Annotated in this window: 18 protein-coding genes and 1 pseudogene; 11 read left to right on the forward strand and 8 right to left on the reverse strand. The window is 73.1% G+C overall.

The genetic code is table 11. The annotated features are described in order from the left end of the window. The first annotated feature begins 115 nt into the window (after positions 1 to 115). Positions 116 to 1,132 (forward strand): ABC transporter substrate-binding protein, encoded by a 1,017-nt coding sequence (locus tag ACZ407_RS16090; protein WP_468128697.1) that lies wholly within the window; start codon positions 116 to 118, stop codon positions 1,130 to 1,132. A gap of 190 nt (positions 1,133 to 1,322) precedes the next feature. On the opposite strand, the gene ACZ407_RS16095 is transcribed toward ACZ407_RS16090, so the two are convergent. After that, positions 1,323 to 2,318 (reverse strand): (2Fe-2S)-binding protein, encoded by a 996-nt coding sequence (locus ACZ407_RS16095; RefSeq protein WP_468128698.1) that lies wholly within the window; start codon positions 2,316 to 2,318, stop codon positions 1,323 to 1,325. Positions 2,319 to 2,574: 256 nt separating this feature from the next. On the opposite strand from ACZ407_RS16095, the gene ACZ407_RS16100 reads away from it, so the two are divergent. The 4 genes and pseudogenes from ACZ407_RS16100 (at position 2,575) to ACZ407_RS16115 (ending at position 10,529) form a co-directional block, all read left to right on the forward strand. Continuing rightward, positions 2,575 to 3,810, forward strand: coding sequence for an ATP-grasp domain-containing protein (locus ACZ407_RS16100; protein WP_468128699.1), 1,236 nt, complete (start codon positions 2,575 to 2,577; stop codon positions 3,808 to 3,810). Continuing rightward, the gene (locus tag ACZ407_RS16105) at positions 3,807 to 5,630 is read left to right on the forward strand and encodes an IucA/IucC family protein (RefSeq protein ID WP_468128700.1); all 1,824 of its coding nucleotides are present in this window, start codon (positions 3,807 to 3,809) and stop codon (positions 5,628 to 5,630) included. Before ACZ407_RS16100 ends, ACZ407_RS16105 begins: the two co-directional genes overlap by 4 nt. Before the next feature lie 13 nt (positions 5,631 to 5,643). Continuing rightward, positions 5,644 to 9,075 (forward strand): annotated as a pseudogene (locus ACZ407_RS16110) (MFS transporter); the annotation flags it as partial. Between the two features lie 170 nt (positions 9,076 to 9,245). After that, a complete protein-coding gene (locus ACZ407_RS16115; protein WP_468128701.1) occupies positions 9,246 to 10,529 on the forward strand; it encodes a type III PLP-dependent enzyme in 1,284 nt (427 codons plus the stop codon). 27 nt (positions 10,530 to 10,556) lie between these two features. On the opposite strand, the gene ACZ407_RS16120 is transcribed toward ACZ407_RS16115, so the two are convergent. Continuing rightward, positions 10,557 to 11,009 (reverse strand): SRPBCC family protein, encoded by a 453-nt coding sequence (locus tag ACZ407_RS16120; protein WP_468128702.1) that lies wholly within the window; start codon positions 11,007 to 11,009, stop codon positions 10,557 to 10,559. A 268-nt stretch (positions 11,010 to 11,277) separates the two neighbouring features. On the opposite strand from ACZ407_RS16120, the gene ACZ407_RS16125 reads away from it, so the two are divergent. The 3 genes from ACZ407_RS16125 to ACZ407_RS16135 all read left to right on the forward strand — a co-directional run bounded on the left by ACZ407_RS16125 (position 11,278) and on the right by ACZ407_RS16135 (position 13,664). After that, positions 11,278 to 12,156: a trypsin-like serine protease gene (locus ACZ407_RS16125; RefSeq protein WP_468128703.1), complete on the forward strand. Its 879-nt coding sequence runs from the start codon at positions 11,278 to 11,280 to the stop codon at positions 12,154 to 12,156. A gap of 265 nt (positions 12,157 to 12,421) precedes the next feature. Then, positions 12,422 to 12,679, forward strand: a complete 258-nt coding sequence (locus ACZ407_RS16130; RefSeq protein WP_468128704.1) for a hypothetical protein — start codon at positions 12,422 to 12,424, stop codon at positions 12,677 to 12,679. 19 nt (positions 12,680 to 12,698) lie between these two features. Next, the gene (locus ACZ407_RS16135) at positions 12,699 to 13,664 is read left to right on the forward strand and encodes an ATP-grasp domain-containing protein (RefSeq protein WP_468128705.1); all 966 of its coding nucleotides are present in this window, start codon (positions 12,699 to 12,701) and stop codon (positions 13,662 to 13,664) included. Between the two features lie 139 nt (positions 13,665 to 13,803). Here ACZ407_RS16135 and ACZ407_RS16140 read toward each other — a convergent pair whose 3' ends face one another. From ACZ407_RS16140 to ACZ407_RS16155, 4 genes are all read right to left on the reverse strand, one after another. Beyond that, the gene (locus ACZ407_RS16140; protein WP_468128706.1) at positions 13,804 to 14,202 is read right to left on the reverse strand and encodes a UBP-type zinc finger domain-containing protein; all 399 of its coding nucleotides are present in this window, start codon (positions 14,200 to 14,202) and stop codon (positions 13,804 to 13,806) included. Further along, positions 14,199 to 15,713, reverse strand: coding sequence for an ATP-binding protein (locus ACZ407_RS16145; RefSeq protein WP_468128749.1), 1,515 nt, complete (start codon positions 15,711 to 15,713; stop codon positions 14,199 to 14,201). The genes ACZ407_RS16140 and ACZ407_RS16145 overlap by 4 nt, the downstream gene beginning before the upstream one ends. A 147-nt stretch (positions 15,714 to 15,860) precedes the next feature. After that, complete coding sequence (locus ACZ407_RS16150) at positions 15,861 to 17,609, reverse strand: NAD(P)/FAD-dependent oxidoreductase (RefSeq protein ID WP_468128707.1); 1,749 nt, start codon at positions 17,607 to 17,609, stop codon at positions 15,861 to 15,863. 198 nt (positions 17,610 to 17,807) lie between these two features. Beyond that, positions 17,808 to 18,260, reverse strand: a complete 453-nt coding sequence (locus ACZ407_RS16155; RefSeq protein ID WP_468128708.1) for a hypothetical protein — start codon at positions 18,258 to 18,260, stop codon at positions 17,808 to 17,810. An 84-nt stretch (positions 18,261 to 18,344) separates the two neighbouring features. Between ACZ407_RS16155 and ACZ407_RS16160 the strand changes: the two genes are divergently transcribed. Further along, positions 18,345 to 19,187 carry a hypothetical protein gene (locus ACZ407_RS16160; protein ID WP_468128709.1) on the forward strand — a complete coding sequence of 281 codons (843 nt, stop codon included), beginning with the start codon at positions 18,345 to 18,347 and terminating at the stop codon, positions 19,185 to 19,187. Between the two features lie 219 nt (positions 19,188 to 19,406). Here ACZ407_RS16160 and ACZ407_RS16165 read toward each other — a convergent pair whose 3' ends face one another. Then, entirely contained in the window at positions 19,407 to 19,685 is a 279-nt protein-coding gene (locus tag ACZ407_RS16165; protein ID WP_468128710.1) for a hypothetical protein, read from the reverse strand. Between the two features lie 586 nt (positions 19,686 to 20,271). Here ACZ407_RS16165 and ACZ407_RS16170 point away from each other — a divergent pair. Next, entirely contained in the window at positions 20,272 to 21,984 is a 1,713-nt protein-coding gene (locus ACZ407_RS16170) for an FG-GAP repeat domain-containing protein (RefSeq protein WP_468128711.1), read from the forward strand. A 132-nt stretch (positions 21,985 to 22,116) separates the two neighbouring features. Further along, complete coding sequence (locus tag ACZ407_RS16175; RefSeq protein ID WP_468128712.1) at positions 22,117 to 22,611, forward strand: NUDIX hydrolase; 495 nt, start codon at positions 22,117 to 22,119, stop codon at positions 22,609 to 22,611. Positions 22,612 to 22,772: 161 nt separating this feature from the next. Here the strand turns inward: ACZ407_RS16175 and ACZ407_RS16180 are convergent, their stop codons facing one another. Next, complete coding sequence (locus ACZ407_RS16180; RefSeq protein WP_468128713.1) at positions 22,773 to 23,099, reverse strand: hypothetical protein; 327 nt, start codon at positions 23,097 to 23,099, stop codon at positions 22,773 to 22,775. Positions 23,100 to 23,110 lie beyond the last annotated feature (11 nt).

The raw sequence follows: 23,110 nt of genomic DNA on the forward strand, positions 1-23,110 counted from the left end.
CTCACATCGCCAACAAAGGTTAGGCTAACCTAATTCTTTGGCCAAGGGTTTCGTCAACTCCTGTGAACCAAAGGCCAATTGCTCATCCGCACCGTAAGCTCTAGGGGGAGACCCGATGATCACCTTTAAGCGTCGCAGGGCCGGCCGGCTCGCGGCCGCCGTCCTGACGGCGGCCATGACCCTGTCCCTTGCCGCCTGCGGCAGCGACGGCGAGGAGGACAAGGCCTCCGGCAGCAAGGACCGGCCCGCCGCGTCCGACGCCGGCTTCCCCCGCACCATCGCCCACGACAAGGGCTCCACCGAGATCAAGAACAAGCCCAAGCGCGTGGTGGCGCTGGACAACAGCCTGGTCGAGGCGGTCGTCGCGCTGGACACCCCGCTCGTCGGCGGCATCGGCTCCTACCGCGACCAGAAGGGCTTCCCGCCCTACCTCGGTGCGGCCGTGAAGGACACGAAGGACGTCGGCCCGCTCGACAGCCCCAACCTCGAAGCGATCGCGGCCCTCAAGCCCGACCTGATCGTCTCGGCGACCGTCCGCCACGAGGACCTGTACGACCAGCTCAGCAAGATCGCCCCGACCGTCTTCGTCAAGACCACGGGCCCGATCTGGAAGGACAACATCACCTTCCTCGGCAAGGCGCTCGGCCAGGAGGAGAAGGCCAAGGCCAAGCTGACGGCGTACGAGACCCGCGCCAAGAAGATCGGCGACGCCATCAACGCGAAGGGCGGCGGCTCGGACAACGGCAAGCCGACCATCTCCCTCACCCGCTTCGTGGACGGCCCGACCCGCATCTACCTGCCGAAGACGTTCAGCGGCATCATCCTCACGGACATGGGCCTGAGCCGGCCGCAGAACCAGCGGAACACGGCCGAGTTCAACATCGAGATCAGCGAGGAGCAGATCCAGCAGGCCGACGCCGACCACATCTTCGTCACCAGCTTCTCCGGCGGCGCGGAGCGCAAGAAGAAGTTCCTGGCGAACCCGCTGTGGAAGCGGCTGAACGCGGTGCGGAAGGGCAACGTCCACGAGGTGGACGACGCCACCTGGATGACCTCGGTCTCGCTCCAGGGCGCGGACCTGGTGCTCGACGACATGGCCCGGATCTTCAAGGTGGACCCCGCCACGTCCTGATCGTCCTGATCCGCCGACGGGCGCAGCGGGCGACGTGCGTGCGAAGGCGCCGGGCCGGTACCGAATCCCCGGTACCGGCCCGTCTTGCGTGCCGGCGGCCCGCCCGTACGGCCCGCCCGTGCGGCCCGACCATGCGGCTTGCCCGTACGGCTTGCCTGGCGGCCTGTTGTCCGTACGGCCGTGCGGTGCCTCAGGGGGCGTCGCCCAGGCGGCGCAGCCGCTCGGTGTCGCACGTGCGGGGGCAGGTGGCGCACGGGGCGGCGGGGTCGAGCGTGTAGTACAGGCAGCAGCCGGTGCGCGTGCGGGTGGGGTGGAGGAGTCCGCTGCGGCCGGCCAGCCGGCGGAAGCCCGCCCCCGCCGGGAAGGGCGCGATGGCGGTCGGCAGGAGCTCCTCCGCGGCGGACACGGCCCGCTCCTCCTCGCCGAGGATGCGGCCGAGGTACCAGATTCCGGACACCAGGTCGTCGCCCGCCATGCCCCACAGGGCCCGCGGGCCCCGGCGCACGTACGGGCCGATCGCGGTCAGCAGCGGGCGGGCGAAGTCCACCACCGCGCCGCGGAGTTCGGCGCGCAGCGCCTCCTCGTGGCCCACCACGCGCACGCCGCGGGGCCGGGGCGGGGGCGGCAGCAGCGGCGGTCCGCCGGTGTACGCCCGCACCCGGGCGGCCGGGCGGCCGAGCGCGGGGTCCCCCGGCAGGCAGGCGAAGCCGGGCCCGGGAGTGACCTCGTACCCGCCCGTGTCCAGCCGGATCCGGAAGTCGGCCGGGCGGATGCGCGGGACCCGCCGCTCCAGGTACCAGGCGCCGCTCATCAGGAGGATCGCCGACCACAGGCAGTCGTGGAGGGCGCGGGAGGCGGCCACGTCGGGGCGGGGGGAGAGGCCGTGGCGCTCGCGGATCCTTGCGGCCTCGGCCCCGACGAAGGCGGCCGCGGCCTCCGGCCGGTCGGCCAGTTGCGCAGCCGTCACCCGGACGGGGGCGGGCCTGCTGCCGGCCGCCGTCCGCAGGTCGCCGATGCCGTCGTGCTCGTGAGCACGGTCGCGTCGGCGGTCGTGGTCGTGGTTGTGGTCGTCGATATCGCGGTCGCGGTCGCGGTCGGCGATGCGTACGTCCAGGGATGGGCACAGCGCGGTGAGCCGCCGGAAGACGGACGCGACCGGAGTGTCCACAGGGGCCGTCGTCACCATCGGCACTCCCTCACGGGCAGTCAGAAGGAACAGGAATCAGCACAGATTCAGGTAAGGCTAACCTTAGCTTGATCGCCATTGGGTGATCAATGAGGCCCAAATCGTTTGGCTCAATGATGAGTTGAAAACTTAGGTATGCCTAACCTAAGCTGCGGGCGCCGGTGACCGCCGCCGGCGACGAGCCGCCCTGCCCGGGGTCTGCGCCCCACGCACCGGGCTGCTCGGCCACGCCCTCCTCCGGAAGAGACCACCGTCCATGCGGATGTACCTGCTCGCCCTCAACCCCACCGATTCGGTCACCGACGGGTTCCTGCCCGCCGCGGCCCGCCTCGGCCTGCAGGTGACCCTCCTCACCGACCAGCCCGGAGCCCACCGCGGCCGCTACCCGGCCGAAGTCGAGGTCATGGAGTGCGACGTACGCGACTTCCGCGCCGTCATCGGGCTCGTCTCCGCCCACCATCCGCCCCGCGCCGTGTTCACCAACAGCGACCACCTCCAGGTGCAGGCAGCCCTGGCCGCCGACTACTTCGGGCTGCCCGGCAAGGACTGGCGGGCGGCACTGCGCGTGAAGGACAAGGCCGAAATGCGCCGCCACCTCGCCGCGAGCGGCCTCGACACCGTGTGGGCGGCCGAACTCCCCGCGGGGGCCGACCCGGAGCTGCTCACCGGCACGGGCATCCCGGGGCCCGCCGGTGCGCCGACCGGCGCGTTGCCCTACCCCTGCGTGGTCAAACCCCGCGAGGGAGTCGCCAGCGAGGACGTGGTCCTCGTGGCGGGGCCCGAGGAACTGGTGCTGCGCTGCAAGGAGATCCAGGACCGGCGCCCGGGCGCGGCCCTGGTCGTGGAGGAGTACCTGCCCGGCGAGCTCCGCACCATCGAGACGCTCGGGGACGGGACGGTCCGGCACGTCCTCGGCGGATTCCGCACCCGCCTGTCCGCCCCGCCGCACTTCATCGAGGAGCGCCTGGTCTACGTCCCGGCCCACCCCGCCGGGACGGCGGACCAGGTCCTGGCCCAACTCGACGCCCTCGGCGTCGGGTTCGGCATCTGCCACACCGAGTTCGTGGTGCACGAAGGCCGGGCCAGGATCATCGAGGTCAACTACCGGGCCATCGGCGACCAGGGCGACCAACTGCTCGAACAGATCCTCGGTATACCGCTGTTCGAGATGGTCCTGCGCACCCACCTCGGAGAACCGCTCCCCGCCGCGCTGGACACCCGACCCGCCGGCGGCCCCCGGGCGGCCGTCGTCGACACACCCTGTGCCGACCGCGCCGGCACCCTGACGGCCGCACCCGCCGCCACCGACCTGGAGACCGACGGCGTACGGCTGTCGTACCGGCCGCTTCGGGCCGTCGGCGAGCGCCACGAGCTGTACCACACCAACCGCGACTACCTCGGGGTCGTCCGGGCCGTGGGAGCGGACCAGGAGGCCGTCGATCGCGTGCTGGCCGACTTCCTCGCCGCCCAGACCTGGGAGATCACGCCGTGACCGGGCCCGACCGCACCGGTGCCCCACAGCCGTCCGACGCCGAAGAGGTGCTGCTGCTGCGGGTGTTGAGCGCCTTCCTGCGCGAGGACGTCGTGGGCCTGCGGACCCGTTCCGAGACCGTCGAACGCGAGGACGGGCGCTGGCTGCGGCTGCCGCTCGGACCGGGACGGCGGGCGGCGCCCGGCCCCGGCCCCGCCCTGCTGCTCCCCGTGGTGGAAGACGGTTTCCAGGGCGAGTACGCGGCCCGGCTCCCGCTGCTCGTCCGCGAACCGGGCGGGGCCGAGCTCACCGGCTGCGAGGAGGTGCTCGCGGCGCTGACCGCGCAGGCCGACCCCGTCGACCGGCCCGGCTTCCTCGCGTTCGCCGAGGAGTGCCGCCAGACCCTGGCCACCATGGTGCTCCACGACCGGACCGCCGAGGAGACCGCCGTCCGGCTCGCCGCCCGCCACGGCGCGGACCCCGCCCGCTGGACGGGCCTCGCGGCCTCGCTCGCGCACGACACGCTCGCCGCCCGCCTGGACCACCCGGTCTATCCCACCGCCCGCGGCCGCTCCGGCCTGACCGAGGACCAGCTGCGCGCGTACGCCCCCGAGTTCCACCCCCGGTTCGCCCTGCACTGGCTGGCCGTGCCCCGGGAGGCCGTCACCGTGCCCGGCGGCCCCGACCGCCTCCCCGCGAGCTGGCCCACCCCCGCCCGGCTGGGCCTGCCGCACCTGGCGGACAGCCACCTCGCCCTCCCCGTGCACCCGCTGAGCCTCGGCGCCCCGCTGTGCGAGGCGCTGCGCGAGGCCGGCCTGCAGCACACCGCGCACCTCGCCGACCGGCCGTACCGGGAGGTCGTGCCCACCCTGTCGATGCGCACCGTCGCCCTGGCCGACGAGCCCGGGCTGCACCTCAAGCTGCCGCTGACCACGGCCACCCTGGGCATGCGCAACCGCCGGACCATCAAACCCGCCACCCTCGAACACGGCGCCGCCGGACAGCGGCTGCTGGAGGCGGTCGTCGCGCACGAACCGCGCTTCAAGGACTCCGTCCTGCACGCCGACGAGACCGTCTACGCGCACGCCGGGCACGAACTGCTCGCCGTGCTCTGCCGCCGCTACCCGCCCGGCCTCGACCGGGCCGCCGTGGTCCCGATGGCCGCGCTCCTGAGCACCGCACCGGGCGGCCGGCTGCTGATCGACCACCTCGCCGACCGCTTCTACGACGGCGACCCGACGGCCCTGTTCGACGCCGTCACCACCCTCCTCCTCGACTGGCAGACCACCCTCTTCGGCCACGGCATCGCGGTCGAGTCCCACCAGCAGAACGTTTCACTCGTCCTCGACCGCACCCCGGACTCCGGTCGCACCCCGGACTCCGGCCGCACCCGGCTGCGCCTGCTGCTCAAGGACGACGACGGCCCCCGCCTGAACCTCCCCCGCATGCGGCAGACCCTCGGGCCCGAGGCGGACCGGCTGACCGCCCCCTTCCGGGATCCGCGGATGTTCGGCGAGGACTACCGGGCCGTCGCCGACATGTTCACCACCATCACCGTCCACCTGTGCGCGGGCGCGTACGCCTTCGGACTCGCCGGGCACGGCCGGGCCCCCCGCGCGCACCTGCTCGGGATCGTCCGCGACCGGCTGGCCGAGGCCGCCGAGCGGCTGGGCACCGGCCCCGGGCAGCCCGGCGCGGTGTTGCGCACGCGGCTGCTGGAGGCGGCCGAGCTGCCGGTGAAGGCGATGGTCACCGCCGGAACCCTGCTGACCAAGGAGCGCTCCGGCGCCTCGGACATCAACACGCACTACACGACCGGACCCAACTACCTGCGACAGTGAACGGGGGACCGCGATGAGCGCCACAGCAGCCGCGGCGGGCGGACCGGACGGCCGGGGGCGGGCCCCCGGCGGGCCCTCCGGCGACCCGCCCGCCCTCCGGCGACGGCAGGTGCACGCCGTCGCCGCCTGCTACTTCGTGGCCTCCTTCGCCGCGCTCGGGCTGCCTCCGTACCTCACGGAGATCCTGCCCGGGCTCGGCGACCCGACGGCCCGGTGGGCGGGCGTCCTGTACGTCGTCCCCACCGTGTTCGCCGCGGTGGGAGCCCCGCTGTGGGGGCGGCTCGCCGACCGGTTCGGACGCAAACGGCTGCTGCTGCGCGCCCAGCTCGGGCTGGCCGTGTCCTTCCTCGTCGCGGGCTGGGCCGACTCCCTCGCCGCCTTCACCACCGCGCTGGTGCTCCAGGGCATCCTGGGCGGTACCTTCGCCGCCTCCAACGGCTACCTCGGGGCGGCCCTCGAAGGGCCGGAACTGTCCAAGGCCCTCACGCTGATGCAGGGCGCGGCGCGGGCGGCGCTGGTCTGCGCCCCCGTGGCGGTCGGCGCACTGTCCTCGTGGATGTCGCCGCACCACCAGTACGCGCTGCTCGCCGTCCTGCCGCTGACCGCCGCCGTGCTCATCGCAGCCCTGCCGGAGTCCCGGGGGGCGGCTGCGGAGGGCCGACGGGCGACCGGCGCCCCGCCGGAGCCCGCCGAGGAGGGCCGGGCCGTCCCGAGCCGCGCCGAGACCTCCCGGCTCCGTGCCCTGTACGCCCTGGAGTTCGTCTTCGTCTTCTCCACCGTCATCTCCTTCCCCTACCTGGTCCGCCTCGTCGAGGACCGGATACCGGGCACGTCCCCGCTCGTCTCGGGCATCGTCTTCGCGGTGCCCCACCTGCTGTACCTGGTGGCCGCGATGGCGGTGCACACCGCCTTCCACCGCCGTCCGCGGGCCGGCCTCGCGCTGGGCTTCGGCTGCATCGCGCTCGGCCTCGCCGGGCACGGCGCGGCCGACGGCCTGGCCGCGCTGCTCGCCGTACGGCTGCTGCTCGGGGCCGGTCTGACGCTCGGGCTCGTGTGCCTGTCGGTGCTCGCCGCCGAATGCGCGAAGGGGCGGGCGCCCGGCAGCATGTTCGGCTCGCTGGAGTTCTTCTCCAAGGCCGGCGCCGTCGTCGCAGGTGTCGCCGCCGCCGTCGGAACCAGCCGCTACGGCCCGGTCGCGCCCGTGCTCACCGGCGGGGCGGTCGCCCTGGGCGCCCTGTGCGCACTGGCCCTCACGGCCCGTACCGGAGGCCGCCGCCGCAGGGCAGGTGCCGACCGGCCGCCACCGACACGGACGGCGCCGACCCCGCCGACCCCGCCAACGCAGACCCCGCCGATCCCGGCGGCGGCGCCGACCGCGGCGGCAGTGCCGGGGGCGGCTGCCGCGCCGGTCCCCCCGACGAAATGCCCGTTCCATCCGCACCCGCTGGAGCCCTCGATGTCCCCCCTTCACCACTCGCCACACCAGCCACTGGGCCACCCGCAGGGCACCGCGCTGCCGGCCGCCGACGAAGTCGTCGCCCACACCCTGCTCAACTGCCTGCTGCGCGAGGTGTCCGGCCCCGAGCACCAGAGCGCCGTCACCGCCGGCCACCTCCTGCTGCGCCTGCCGCGCCGCGGGGTGCTGCTGCGCATCGCGCTGCGCCGGACCTCGCTGCTGGGCGCCCACCGCTTCACCGGCCCCGTGACGGAGCAGCGCGGCGACGGCTGGGCCCGGATCGACTGGCGCCGCCTCGCCGAGTACACCCAGGACGAGCTGTGCCTGCGGACCGGCGTGCGGAACGAGGAGTTCCTCGACCAGGTCGCCTCCGGCCACGCCGCCGTCACCGCCGCTCTCGCCGCCCGCACGGACGGCCGGGCGCCCGGTGGACGGGACCGGTCCGGTGAGGGGCACCTGTCCGGTGGACGGGACCGGTCCGGTGGACGGGACCGGTCCGGTGAGGGGGACCTGTCCGGCGGACGGGACTTGCCCGGCGGACGGGGCCTGTCCGGTGAACGGGGCCCGTCCGGTGAACGGGGCCCGTCCGGCGTGCACGACCTGCCGGGCGCGCACGAACTGCCGGGCGCGCACGAGCTGCCCGGTGCCGCGGGCCGCCCCGGCGCGGAGGGCGCGCCCCGGGAGGACGGGCTCGGCGCCTACCTCGCCTCCGAGCAGTCCCTCGTCTTCGGCCACCGCTTCCACCCCACGCCCAAGGCCCGCAGCGGCGACGCCGCGTCCTGGCTGGCGTACGCCCCCGAGGCCGGGGCCGTCTTCCCGCTCCGCCACCTCGCCGTCCGCACGGACCTGATCGCCGAGGGGAGCTGGGCCGAGGGCCCCGACGACCCCCTGGCCCCGCTGGACCGGCTGCACCCCGGCCTGCCGGAGGGCTACCGGCTGCTGCCCGCCCACCCGTGGCAGTACGAGATGCTTCGCGAGCACCCGCGCCTGCAGGCCGCGCTCGCCTGCGGGGACGTCCTCGACCTCGGGCCGGGCGCGCGGCCCTTCGCCGCGACCGCATCGGTACGCACCCTGTACGACGGGGATGCCTTCCTGAAGTTCAGCCTCAACGTCCGCATCACCAACTGCCTGCGCAAGAACAGCAGTTACGAACTGACCGGCGCGGTGGCCCTGACCCGCCTGCTGGAGCCCGCGCTGACCGACCTGGCCGACCGCTTCCCCGGCAGCGCCGTGCTGCGCGAGCCCGCCTACCGCAGCCTCGCCCTGCCCGGCCCCGACGGCACGGCCGACCGCTCCCTGCTCGAAGGGTTCGGCGTGATCGTCCGCGAGGGCCTGTCGCGGCGGCTCCTGCCCGGCACCACCCCGCTCCTCGCCGCCGCGGTCGCCGACGAGTACCCCACCGGGCCGGGCCACCTCTCCCGGCTCCTGGCGGGGGCCGGACCGCAGACCGCGCTCGACTGGTGGGGCGCGTACCTGAGGCTGCTCGTCCCGCCGGTGCTCGCCGCCTACTTCGACCACGGCCTGGTCCTGGAACCGCACCTGCAGAACGTCGTGGTCTGCGTCGACGAGGACGGCATGCCCGCCCAGGTCCTCTTCCGCGACCTGGAGGGCACCAAGCTGCTGCCCGAGCGCAACGCCCACCTGCTCGCCTCGCTGCCCGCCGACGTGGCGGGACCCATGACGTACGACGCGCAGCGCGGCTGGGACCGGGTCGTGTACTGCCTGCTGGTCAACCACGCCGCCGAGGTGCTCGCGGCCCTGGCCGACCTGCACCCGCAGACGGAGGCCGCCCTGTGGGCGCAGGTCCGCGCCACCCTCCGGGCGTACGCCGACGAGCACGGCTGCCCGCCGCGGCTCGCCGCCCTGCTGGCCGGCGTACCGCTGCCGGCCAAGGCGAACCTGCTGACCCGCTGGGAGCGCAAGGCCGACCGGGACGCCGGCTACGTACGGCTGGCCTCCCCGTTCGCGGAGGCGGTCCTCTCGGAGGCGGCCCTGTCGGTGGCCGGTCTGTCGGTGGCCGGTCTGTCCGAGGCAGACCTGTCCGAGGCCGGTCTGTCCGAGGCAGACCTGTCCGAGGCCGGTCTGTCCGCGAGCGCACCGCCGCCCGGGGCCGCCCTCTCGGAGGCCGCCCGCGAAGAGACCTCCTGGAGCGACGCCCGATGAACCGGCCCCTGCTCACCCCCGCGGCCCGGCAGCGGATCCTGTCCCTGGACACGGCCGACCTGCCCGCGTACGTCTACGACCTGGCCGCCCTGCGCGCGCACGCGGCCGCGGTGCGGGCGGCCCTGCCCCCGCAAGTCGAGCTGTACTACGCCGCCAAGGCCAATCCCGAGGCGGAGATCCTGGCCGCCCTCGCACCGTACGTCGACGGCTACGAGGTGTCCTCCGGCGGTGAGCTCGCGCACGTGGCCAAGGCCGTGCCCGGCCGGCCGCTCGCCTTCGGCGGCCCCGGCAAGACCCCGGCCGAGGTGGCGGCCGCCCTGGACCGCGGTGTCGAACGCTTCCACGTGGAGAGCCTGCACGACCTCCGCATGCTGGCGGCCCTGGCCGCACGCGCCTCCGAACACTCCGCGGGGCCGTCCTCCGGGCACTCCGCGGGGCGGCCCGCGGCCCGCGGGCAGGCGCCCCGGGCGGGCGTCCTGCTCCGCTTCAACCTCCCGCTGGACGGGACCGCCCTGGCAGGCAGTTCGCTGGCCATGGGCGGCCGCCCCACCCCCTTCGGCCTGGACCCGGCGGACGCCGACACGGCCGTCCGAATGCTCACCGACGGCTCCTGTCCCCAGCTCGAACTGCTGGGCGTGCACGCCCACTTGGCCAGCGGTCTGGAGGCCCCCGACCTGCTCGCGGCGGCCGGGTCGATCACCACCTGGGCCGCCGGCCTGGCCGCACGCCACCGCTTCCGGCTCGCCGAGGTGAACGTCGGAGGCGGCATGCACGTCTCGTACGCCGAGCCCGCGCGGCGCTTCGACTGGCACGCCTACGGCCGCGGCCTGGCCGCCCTCACAGCCGCCCACCCCGGCCTGACCCTGCGCATCGAACCGGGCCGCGCCCTGACCGCGTACTGCGGCTGGTACGCCACCGACGTCCTGGACGTGAAGGACAGCCACGGCGAGGCATTCGCGGTGGTCCGCGGCGGGACCCACCACCTGCGGACCCCGGCCACGAAGGGGCACGACCAGCCCTGCACGGTCCTCCCCGTCGAGCACTGGCCCCATCCCTGGCCGCGCCCGGAGACCCGGCGGGCGGAGAGCACCCTCTCGGGCCAGCTCTGCACCCCCAAGGACCTCCTGGCCCGCCGTGTGCCGGCGCCGGGGCTGCGGGCGGGCGACCGGGTCGCCTTCGCCCTGGCGGGGGCGTACGCGTGGAACATCTCCCACCACGACTTCCTCATGCACCCCCACCCGTCCCACCACTTCGTGGACGAACCGCCCGACGGCGCGTGACGGCGACGCGGACGAGCGCCACCCCGCTCAGGCCGCCTTGCGGGCCGCCGCCTCGACGGCGGCCAGCATGTCGGCGAAGCTCGCGGTCAGCATCCTGTCGATCACGGGGCCGGTGAGGCGTCCGAGGGGCCCGCCGCGGGGGACGTAGCGGTAGTCGAAGGTCATCGCCGTGCCGTCGCCCTCCGGCCGGAGGACGAGCCGGGAGTTCGCCGCCTTGAACGGGACGAGCGCGGAGGGTTCGTTCGCCGTCGCGAGCACCCGGCCCTCCTCCCAGGCGGTGACGGTCTCGGCCATCGTGCCCACCGGCTTCAGCACCACCGTCCGGCGGGCCCCCACCCCTGCGGTCCGGTCGCCCAGGGGACGCGACGCCCTGATCCCGTCCCACACGCCGCCCAGTCCCGGGAAATCTGCAAGCACGGCCCAGACCGCGGCCTCGGACGCAGCCGCTCGCCGCCGTACGGTGAGGTGACGTTCTGTCATGATCATCGCTCCTTGGAGCGGGGTTCCACACCAGACGAGAACTGCTGTTCCGAGCGTATCCCGGCCGGGCACCGGGCGCCGGGCGCCGCAAATCGGTGCCGTGGGACCGTCGCGCACGACAGAACCCGACCAGCTTCCCTCCGGCCACGGGAAAACGAGCGGAACGGCAGCCAAAAGATCCGGAACTCTTGCCGGGGCCGCCCTTCGGCGCTTCACTGTCGCTCGCCCCCACAGGAGAACCCCCGCCCCACGACACGAAGGGTTTCCCTTGACTGCCGTCACCGCACGTCTGAGCGCCGTCACCGCCGCGGCCTGCGCCCTCGTCCTCGGCGCCGCCCTGCCCTCCTCGGCGATCAACTCGTACAACGCCGCACCGGCACCTGAGCGCACCGAGGTCGGCGCCCTCGTCGCCACCTGGGACAACGACGGAAATCCCGCCACGCCCGACCGGGTCGACTGGGTGTGCTCCGGCACCATGATCGATGCCGACACCTTCCTGACCGCCGCGCACTGCACCACCGACTGGCCGGCGAACGTGCGGTTCTACGTCTCCCTGGACCAGGACGTGCAGGCCGGCCTCGACGCTGCGGCCGGCCGGTTCCCCGGTGACCCGACGGCCGTGGCGAAGGCCGTCGCCGTGGAGGGCGTCGCCCACACGCACCCGGAGTACCCGGGTCCGGCCGCCGACAACCATGACATCTCCGTCATCGAGCTGCCGGCCGCCGGGATGAAGGCGCGCTGGTCGTTCACCCCCGCCACCCTGCCCAAGGCCGGCGCGCTCGACGCGCTGGGCCCGCAGGGGCTGAACGCCACTCCGTTCTCCGTCGCGGGGTACGGCACCCAGGAGGCCGTACGCGGTCCCGGCGGCCTGACGCACCCCGGCGGCGGGGTCCGCATGAAGGCGCCCGTCTCCTTCGACGCCCTCAACCCGGCCTGGGTCCGCCTCGCCATGACCGCCCCGCAGGGCAACGGCGGTGCGTGCTACGGGGATTCGGGCGGTCCGAACTTCGCCGCGCTGGGCGGCCGGCTGACCCTGGTCGCCACCACCATCACGGGCGACGGCCCGTGCTACGCGACCAACGTCTCGTACCGCCTGGACACGCCGGGCGCCCGCGCCTTCCTCTCCCCGTTCGCGAAGCTGCCGTAACCGGCCCGTCCCTCCTGCGGCCCGCGCTCCCGCACCAGCGCCCCAGGAGGGACACCCACCGCAGGTCCGGCCGGCCGCCCGCCGGGGGAGCGGCCCCCTGGAACCGCCCCCTGGAACCGCCCCCTGGAACCGCCCCCTGGCACCGCCCCCGGGCGGGCGGTTCCCCGGCCCGGGGCGGGGCGGCCGGGCGCGCGCGGCAGGCACGGCCGTGCTTCGATGGAAGGGGGTGCACCTGCACATCGGCTACGGATCCGAGGTGAGGATCGTGCCTGAATTCAAGCTCGGCGATCCACTGGACGACAACGTCGAAGGCCTCGTGAAGATGCCGCCTCCCGTCGTCCTCGCCGTCCAGGCGAACTCCTTCGTCCCGTTGGAGACCCCCGAGCAGCTGAGGGCCTGGGAGGCCGCGGTCCGGCTGACCACCGGCCTGGAGATCGCCGCCGACGGCCTCGCGGGGGTGGCCTGCGAGACGGGATCGAACTTCGGCAAGGCCTGCAACAGCGACGACTGCGGCATGCACTGAACCGGAACGGAGAAGTACGGTGATCCTGGCCGTCTCCCACCGTGACGACCTGCACGCCCTCGCCGTCCAGCACGCCGTCCGCCGCCGGGGCTCCCGCGACTTCCACATCGTGGAGTCCGACAACGTCAGCGGCACCAAAGGGCTTTCCTGGCACTCCCACGGCGACGGGGAAGCCGGCGCCCCCGCCGCGTTGCTGCGCACCTCCGAGGGCCTCGAAGTCCCGGTCGACCAGGCGGAGTTGCTGTGGTGGCGGCGGCCGAGGATGGACCAGGAGAGCACTGCGCACGCCGGGGGCGCCCACGAGCGCAGCCTCGTCAACAACGACTGCCGCGGCGCACTCGGCGGCATCCTCGCCGCCGCCTTCCGGGGCCAGTGGATCTCCTCGCCGCAGGCGACCGATCGCGCCGCCGACAAGGTGTACCAGTTGAGCGTGGCCCGGGAGGCGGGGCTGCGCGTGCCGCGGACGCTGGTGTCGCAGTCGCGCGAGGAGGTCGTCGCGTTCACGCGGCGCGTCGGGCGGATCATCGTCAAACCCGTCGTCGGCGCGCGCGGTCCGGCGCTGTACACGCGCTGGCTCGACGCCCCGGAGTCCATCCCGGCCTCGTCCTTCGAGGTGTGCCCGGCCTTCTACCAGGAGTACGTCCCGGGCCGCCGCCACATCAGGCTCAACTGCTTCGGGGACCGGATGTATGCCGCGCTGATCGAGACCGAGGCACTGGACTGGCGCCCGGACCTCAGCGTGCCCATGTCCGTCTGGCCCGTCCCGGAGGACCTCCGGCTGCGGGTCGCCGCGGTGCTGGGCCGGCTGGGGCTGCGCATGGGCGTGGTGGACCTCAAGCTGACGCCGGAGGGCGAGCCGGTGTGGCTGGAGGTGAACCCGCAGGGGCAGTTCCTGTTCCTGGAGCCCCTGACGGGCGAGCCCCTGACCGAGCACTTCGCCGACTTCCTCCTCGCGGCGGCAGCCGCCCCCGCACCGGCGCACTGACGCGGCCACGGCCCGGCCGGGCGGCATTCCGGGGCGCGGACTCAGCGTACGGCCGGCCGAACGCGCCCTCCTGCCCGCGCCGGCCTGCCCGCGCCGGCCTGCCCCCGTCGGCCTGCCCCCGTCGGCCTGCCCCCGCCGGTCAGCGGTGCAGCAGGCGGGTCCAGTCGGCGGGGACGCGGTCGGCCGGGCCCGGGGACGGCTGCTCCGGGGGGCGGGCCGTCGGCGGGGCCAGGGCGGGGCCGGACTCGTACAGGGCGCCGGTGTCGAAGTTCCAGAACCACTCCTCACCCGGTTCGAAGCTCTGCACCAGCGGGTGCCCGGTGGACTTCCAGTGCGCCGTCGCGTGCTGCCCCGGCGAGTAGTCGCAGCAGCCGATGTGGCCGCACTGCGCGCAGCGCCGCAGGTGGAACCACCAGCCGTCCACCGCGTCGCATTCCACGCAGCCGGTTCCCGTGGGCGGGACGCCCGGGTCGATCCCTTCCGTCCCGCCTTCCGTCCGGCCCTCCGCTCCGCCTTCCGTCCCGCTGCTCCCGGTCATGGTGTCTCCTCCGCTGGTTCGGTCTCCGGCGCCGTGAACGGCAGCAGCACCTGGAAGCGCGTATCGCCCGGCACGGACTCCACGTGCAGGCTGCCGTGGTGCTTGTTGACGACGATGCGCCACGAGATGTCGAGCCCGAGCCCCGTGCCTTCCCCCACCGGTTTCGTCGTGAAGAACGGGTCGAAGATGCGCCCTCGGATCTCCTCCGGCACTCCGGGCCCGGTGTCCCGGAACTCCACCAGGAGCCGGTCCCCTTCCCGCGCCGTCCGCACCGTCAGGGTCCCCTCGCCCCCGCCGCCCTCGCCCCCGCCGCCCTCGCCCCCGGCCCCCTCGTTCCCGCCGCCCTCGCCCTCGCCCCCGCCGCCTCCGCCCGCGATCGCAGCCACCGCGTTGTCGATCAGGTTGGTCCACACCTGGTTCAGTTCCGCCGGGTACGCCGGCACCGGCGGCAGGGTCCGGTCGTAGTCCTTCACCACCCGCACCCGCGGCCCGATCTTGCCCGACAGCATCAGCAGCGTACTGTCGAGGAGTTCGTGCACGTCCACGTCGCGGTGCGGCGCCCGGTCCAGCTGCGCGTACTGCTTGGCCGCGTCCACCAGGTTCGAGATCCGGTTCGTCGAGTCCTCGATCTCGTCCATCAGCAGCTCGGTCTCGACCGTGTAGTTCAGCCAGCCGACGGCCCCCGGCAGGACGTCCTCGGCCACGCCCGCCGCCACCTGGTCCAGCCAGTCCGTGTCCAGCCCCGCCTGCACGAACGTGGGCGCGATCCGCCAGCCCTCCGGGATGCCGTGGTCGTCGAGCCAGTCGGTGATCTCGTCCTCCCGGTCGGACGCCTCCAGCGGGCTCAGCACCGGCGCCTTGGCGACGCGTTCCGCCGTCCGCTCCTGGATCTCGATGAGTTCGGCGAGGGTCTCGCGCGTGTACGGCCCCTTGGCGATGACCGCCAGCTTGTGCCTCATCTTGCCGACCCGCTCGCGCAGCGCGGCCGTGGCCCGTACGGCGGCCGCCGCCGGATTGTTGAGCTCGTGCGTGAGCCCAGCCGACAGTGAGCCGAGTGCGAGCAGCCGCTCCCGCTGCCCGATGGCCCGCTGCGTGTTCTTGGACCCGAAGAACAGCCCCTCCAGCAGGTGCGCGGCCATCGGGAACCACTCCCGCATGATGTCCGCGAACGACTGCGCGGGCAGGACGAAGAACCGCGTCGGCTCCGTCACCCGCATGGAGTTCACGTACGTCTGCGGCACCCGCTCCCCGAGATACGCCTGCATGGCCCCCGCATACACCCCGCGCTGCGAGGTGCGGCTCACCTCCACGTCGTCGCTCCCGACCCGGCGGTAGAGCACGACCGTGCCCTCGATCATCACGTAGAAGCAGGTGGCAGGCTCCCCCTCGGTGTACACGGGCCCGGGACCGAACCGTTCCACCCGCCCCTCCGAGCACAGCCGCCCCAGCTGCTCGGGGGAGAGGTCCTCGAACAGGAACAGCGACGCGATCTCTCGCGGATCGCACGACATGACCTCAGCGCCGCTCATGGTTCCTCGCCTCAGCGTTCACGACTCACTCACCCGCCTGCCTGCCTGCCTGCCGGCCTGCACGACTGACCGCCTGCACGACTGACCGCCTGACCGCCGCCCGGCTCCCGCCTGCCAGCTGCGGCCCGTTCACGACTGCTCCAGCCACCGGTGCACCAGCATCACCGCCATCGCCCCCTCGCCCACCGCCGAGGCCACCCGCTTCGCGGACTGCGCCCGCGCGTCGCCCGCCACGAACACCCCCGGCACGCTCGTCTCCAGGTGGTACGGCGGCCGGTCGAGCTCCCACTCCGCCGGCGGCCGCCCGTCCGGCGTGAGGTCCGGCCCGGCCAGGATGAAGCCGTGCTCGTCGCGCAGAACCGTCCCGGCCAGCCAGTCCGTCCGCGGGGCCGCCCCGATGAACACGAACAGCCACTGCGCGTCGACGACCTCGGCCGCGCCCGTCACCGCGTCCCGCAGCGTCAGCCGTTCCAGGTGCTCCGCCCCGTGCGCCGCCTCGACCACGGTCCGCGGCCGTACGGAGATGTTCGGCGCCTCCTCGATCTGCTGGACCAGGTAGTACGACATCGACGCCGTCAGCGAGTCCCCGCGCACCAGCAGGGTCACCGACTTCGCGCCCCGCGCGAGGAACACCGCCGCCTGACCTGCCGAGTTCGCACCCCCGACGATGTACACGTCCTCGCCCTCGCAGGACGCCGCCTCGGTGAGCGAGGAGCCGTAGTACACCCCGCGCCCGGTCAGGTCCTCGCAGCCCGGCACCCCCAGCTGCCGGTACGCGACCCCGGTCGCCAGGATCACGCTGTGCGCGGCCACCGCCGAGCCGTCGGAGAAGCGCACCACCCGCGCCGGACCGCTCACCTCCAGCCCCGTGACCTCCCGGGCCGTGAGGATCTCCGCACCGAAACGGCTCGCCTGCCGCCGCGCCCGCTCGGTGAGCTGCGCCCCGGACACCCCGTCGGGGAACCCGAGGTAGTTCTCGATCCGCGAGCTCTGCCCGGCCTGCCCGCCCGTCGCCGACCGCTCGACGAGCACCGTACGCAGCCCCTCGGACGCCCCGTACACCGCCGCGCCCAGCCCGGCCGGGCCGCCGCCGATCACGACGAGGTCGTAGAACTCGGCGGCCGGGGTCGTCGCCAGCCCCACGCGGGCGGCCAGCTCGGGGGTCTCCGGCTCCACGAGCGCGGTCCCGTCGGGGGCGACGACCAGGGGCAGCCGTCGCCCGTCGGCCCCGGCGGCCGCCAGCAGCCGGCGCCCCTCGGGCTCGTCGGAGGAGTACCAGCGGTACGGCACCTGGTTGCGGGCGAGGAACTCCCGCACCCGAGAGGAGCGCGCCGACCAGCGGTGCCCGACCACCTTGGTCGCGGGCACGGGCCGGTAGTCGCTGGAGCGCCAAGCGGTGAGGAGGTCGTCCAGGACCGGGTAGAGCTTCTCCTCGGGCGGGTCCCACGGCTTGAGCAGGTAGTGGTCGAGGTCGACGATGTTGATCGCGTCGATGGCCGCGTGGGTGTCGGCGTACGCGGTCAGCAGCACGCGCCGCGCCCCCGGGTACACGCCGAGCGCCTGCTCCAGGAACTCGATGCCGTTCATCTGCGGCATCCGGTAGTCGGCAAGGATCACCGCCACCAGGTCCCCGCGCAGCTTCAGCTCGCGCAGCGCCTCCAGCGCGGACTCCCCGGATTCGGCCCGCACGATCCGGTACCCGCCGCCGTAGTGCCGCCGCAGGTCACGGGCGATGGCACGGGACACGCCGGGATCGTCGTCCACGGTGAGGATGACGGTCCGCGCGGCGGCGGCATCGGGGGGCTTGGCGGGGTCCGTCGCGGGGGGCGCAGGCGCGGCCCTAGCCCCGGCCCCGGCCCCGGTACTGGCCTCTGCCATGTTCCTCCGCCCGTCCCCGGCGTACGTGCTCCGGACCGGCCGGCACGGGGACCAGGTGCGGGGCCCGGTCGCGGGGACCAGGTGCGGGGCCCCGGGCCCGTGTGCCGGCTCCCGCCCATCGTATGTTCGATCCCGGGGGGCTGCCCTGGCGGGCGGCGGCGACCGGGGTGCGGCGGCCCGCACACGGTGCGTGACGGATCAGGGACCGACGGCCAACCCCACCCCGGCGAGCACGCCCGCCGCCAACGACACGGCCACCAGCCACCACGTCGCCCTCAGGAACCCCTCCCGGGTCCGGCGCTCCTTGCGGACCGCCGCCATCGGCCCCATGTGCACCCGCTTGGCCCGCTGCGGAACGTGGACCAGCGGATACGTATCGCCCACCACGTGCGCGGGACCGGCCGTCGTGCCCTCCCGGTGCGAGAGCTTCTCCCCGCCCGGGCCCCGGAACTCGTACCAGGCGGTCGCGTACCCCTTCGTCCCGAACGGCACCAGGCTCACCAGCCGTGCCCGGACCTCGACGCCCTCCTCCTGGATCTCCGTCATCCTCTTGAGCTCTTCCCGCTCGCCCTGCATCCACAGCAGCCCGAAGAGGAAGCCCGCCCCCGACGCGACGGCGAAGCACACGAGCACCACATCGACCATGTCCACAGGCGGACGGTACGTCACCACCACACCCGCCCGGAAGCCCAATCCCCTTCTCGCCAGGGCGGATCCGCCTCTACGATCGCGCCCATGTCGATCACTTCGCCCATACCCGTCCTCCGCGGCAACCGGGGCACCGAACTCCGCTCCGCGGGCGATGACCTCCTCCTGACCCGCCCCGACGAGCAACTGCGCATCCCGCTCGCAGCGATCGCCCGGATCCACGCCGAACGACGCGACGTCACGGTCGCACTGACAGCCCCACCCGGCACCGCTACCCCCACCACCTACCGGCTGGAGGACGTGAGCGCAGCCGCCGCCACCGTCTTCGCCGACACCGTGAACGCGGCCCTCCCCGAACGCCCCGCCGACGAGGCCCCGATCGACGGCTCCACCCTCGTCACCGTACGCAGCCTCCGCACGCCCGATGCCCCGGAGGACGAGGACGCCGGGGACGAGCCCGCCAAGTCCCCCCTCCTCCGACGCTCGGCCCTCGCCGCGCTGCTCGCCCTGGCGGCCTTCAGCATCACCGTCGGCCTCGCCGGCCAGGACCCGAGCCGCGCGATCGCCACCTTCCTCCTCGGCTCCCTGGCCATGCTCTTCAACTTCGGCGTGGCCGGCGGCGTGCTCGCCACATGGGAAGGCTGGTACCTCCCCCGCCACGGCATCACGGTCGAGGCCCCCCAGATCCACCTCAACGGCAAGGCCACGTACGCCTACACCGACACCACCGGCAAAACCCGCCCCATCCACAACGACTTCAAGGGCAACACCATCCGCGTCGCCTACAACCCGGCCAAACCCCACCGCGCGGTCGCCTGCAACGGCTGGCGCCCCACAGCCGGCAACACCGCCGCCACCCTCTTCATCCTCACCCTGGCCACCTGCACCAACTACGGCACCGCCCTCCTGGCGATCCCGGCGTTCGCGTAGGACCCCGCATTGTGGTAGCAGGATGGCGGACGGTTAGCGCGGCGTGGTGGTCGTGGGAGGACGGGCGGGCACTGATCGGGCAGGGCCGCCCCCGCCGTTTCTGCGTGGGGGCGGCCCTGCTTGGGCGAAGGCCGTCGCGCAATGAGGCGAACCGCTCAATTCTGCGACGGAGGTGGCGTATTTCTCACCACCGGAGGATAGAGGGGGACCGGTCGATGCTCAGTTGACGGAAATCAGCCTTCGCACGGCCATCAGGAGGTCCCGAAGCTCAGCTTCGTCTTCCGGGCCTACATCCTCTGGATTGTTCCAGGGAGAGGTCCTGAGGTCGTGATGTCGTTCGATTTCTGCCGCCAGGATAGAGCCCTGTTCGTAGAGCGCGCCACGGCCTGATGTCTCCTCGCTGATGGAGAGCAAAAGGATCTGGCCCAGTTCGCCGAGGCTGAGCGCATTCTCTTCATATCCCCGCAGGGCTCTATCGATCGACTCGGTCCAATGCAACTTTCCACCCATCCTTAAATGTACTACCTCTTATTTGGAATGCCGTTAATCGTACCATCCCGCACGAAGCGCTGATGGCTGACAATCAAGTTTCCGCTCTGATGCTCGATAAGCCACTCGAAGCGACCGCCAACCCCGTTCAATTACTCCTGGCATTTGAACGATCGAAAATGGCCGCTTGTCTCCTCCGGTGCCGCGGAATATCTTGCCCCGCTCAAGGATTCCATCAGTGTCAAAGTCGGTAGCCCTGTGGTCGCCGTCCCTCTTGAGGGCGGAGCCCCATCGTCTCCCCCCTGTGATGATGGGGTATGCCTCTTCCAGAGGGGCAGGAAGATCCTTTGCAGACCTCGCGGTCACCTACGTGGACGCCCAGGGCGTCTCCAGGTCGACCGTCTGCCCCACCGGCTGCCTCCTCTTCTACCCCGGGGCGGCCGCCACCCACCGCCCACCGCAGCTGGTGGGGACGGGCGCGTGGAGTAGCGCGATCACCGGCATCTTCTGACGCACACCGCACGTACCAAGATTGAAGGCGGCCTCCGGCAGCAGACCGGAGGCCGCCGACCGGAGGTTTCCCTTGTTCAATTCCATGCGTCAGCGCACCGCGGCAGCGGGGCTGGCGGCTGCCGTCGTTGCCGGCTTCGTCGCCAGTGGCTCGCCCGCCGTGGCGGAGGAAGCGGTTCGCCTGTCCGCCCAGGACTCGGTGCTCTACCCCGGCGCCCCCTGGCTTTCCGGGCCTCGCCTGGAGTCGGGGTCCCTGAAGGGCACGCTCGTTTACGCGTTCTCGACCAAGCCGCTCGACGGTTCCCGAGTCGGCCAGGACGAGGTGTCCGCCGTCCTGACCCCGCACCCGCAGCGCTGTCAGCCGGTGGCCGGCGCCACCGCGGTCTTCGCGTGTGAGGTCCTGGGAGACACGACCTACCCGGCCCCGCACTGGCTGATATCCGAGAACGCCTCCGACATGTCCACGGTGCACTTCGGCTACGCGTACGTACCCGCGGGTGGCGACGTCACGGACGGCGTCAAGGCGGCCCTGAGCGCGTCCACTCTGCCGAAGTCGGACACGCGCGGGGCGGCCAAGCTTACGGTCAAGACCGCTGCACACGCAGCGCTGAACTCCGTTTCATTTGCCCTGCCCAATGTCCCGGCCGGGCGTTCGGTGACCCAGAAGCTCGCCGTGAAGGCCAATGACGGGGGCCGGCTGCTGTTGCGCTTCCGGGTATCGAGCGGACAGCCCTACTGGCCTTCCCCCGACATCCGCATCGGCAGCGTGAAGGCGAGCGACGGCATCACCTGCCGGCTCAACTCCCCGAGCATCAACGATCGCGTGGATAACGTGCTCTGCTTCGCGGCACCGGGCGAGCACAGCGTCACCTACACCCTCACCGTGCCGGCGAACCTTCCCACCTGGCAGCTGGAAGCGCACACGGCGTACAAGATCTACACAGGTGGCGAGGCATCGAGGGACATCACGTCGCACTCCTCCTTCACCGTCGGGTCCGGGCCCCGGTACGACAAGCACCGGCTGCTGGCCCGCGACGGCAAGGGCGGCCTGTACATGTACGAGGGCACCGGGCGCGCCGACAGGCCCTTCGCCAGCAGGCTCGCGATCGGCAGCGGCTGGCAGGCGCTGCCTGCCGTGGCCAAGCTGGAGCCCGTGGCCGAGGACATCGACGCCGGCAGCCTGCGGCCGCTGCCCGGCCGCGGCGACCTCGTCGCCAGGGACGGCGCCGGCACGCTGTGGCTGCACCCCCGAATGGCCGGAGCGAACATGCCGTTCGCACCCCGCACCAAGGTGGGGGCCGGCTGGAACGTCTACGATGCGCTCGCCGGCGCGGGCGACCTCACCGGGGACGGAAAGTCGGACCTGCTGGCCCGGGACAAGGGCGGCGTGCTGTGGCTCTACCCGCGCACCTCGAAGACGGCGGCGCCCTTCGGCCCCCGGGTCAAGATCGGCGCGGGCTGGCGCGACTACCCCGCCCTCGCCGGCGGGGCAGACCTGACGGGCGACAAGAAGGCCGACCTGCTGGCCCGGGACCGGAACGGGACCCTGTGGCTCTACGCCGGTACCGGCAACGCCGCCACCCCCTTCGCCTCCCGTGTGAAGGTCGGTGCCGGTTGGGGCATCTACAACCAGCTGTCCGTGGCCGGTGACCTCACCAACGACGGCAAGGCCGACGCCGTCGCCCGCGATGCGGCCGGCGTGCTGTGGCTCTACAAGGGAACCGGCAAGGCGGCAGCCCCGTTCGCCGCCCGCACCAAGATCGGCGCAGGCTGGAACACGTACAACCAGCTCCTGTGACCCCGAGGACGGATGACCGGAGCCAGGGCCGCGACGCATCAGCGCGCGGCCCTCGCGCCGTTCTCACAGGTTGACGGGCTGCGCAGGTGGACCGCTGCTGCGTCTGAGAGGGTGGGGCGTATGGGTGAATGGGTGGATCGGGTTGATGGGCGGGACGAGGTCGTCGGGGTCGTGAGCCGGGGGGACGCTGTTGCCAACCGGTGGCTGTACCGGATGTCGATGGTGCTGTGCCGGGATTCCGCGGGGCGCTACCTGGTGCACCAGCGGCCCGAGGACAGCAAGCGCTTCCCCGGGGAGTACAGCTGGCTCGTGGCCGGGGCGGTCGGGGCGGGGGAGTCCTACGAGGATGCGGCCCGGCGGGAGTTGTCCGAGGAGATCGGGGTCACCCGTCCGGTGCGCTTCCTGTTCAAGTTCCTCTGCGAGGGGCAGCTCAGCCCGTACTGGTTCGCCGTGTACGAGGCGGATGTCGAAGAGGACGAGGTCAAGCCGAGTGAGGACGAGATCGGCTGGTGCGGCTGGCTCACGGGTCCCGAACTCGTGGATGCCGTACGGCGGTGGACCTTCGTCTCCGACAGCCTCGACGCCTTCGCACGCTACTCCGCCCGCTTCCCCGACGCCCTCGCCTGATGCGCCTAGGCGCCGATGCGCCGAGGCCGGAAGGCCCACCCCCCAACGCCGACGGCCCCGGCGCGCATCCTGTGATGCGTGCCGGGGCCGTCGTTCCTCGGGCCGAGCCCGCACGCCGCCCCTTTCGGGTGGGCGAGCGGGCCCTCGGCCTGGGAAGGGGGTTACGTCCAACCCGTGGTGGAGAGGATCGTCGCCCGCTCCTCCTCGGTCGGGATGCGGAAGGCGAGCGGCTCGTCGTACCAGTCCAGTACGCCGTTGCGCAGCTCGGCCGCGATCTCGTCCAGGCCGTCGGTCTCGAACATGTCGTTCGCGTCCGCCGGCTGGTCGGGGGTCGCCGTCTGGTACAGGAAGACCTGGATGTAGTCGAAGGTCTCCCCGCCCCGGTCGTACGCCATCTCGCCCGCGGCGACCCGCAGGTAGAAGACGCGGCCGTCGGCGTCGGTGCCGATGCCCAGGAGTCCGTTCAGGGCGGAGTGGTCCCGGCTCATCCTCGTGCCTC

This window comes from Streptomyces sp. NPDC030809 (assembly GCF_055572195.1).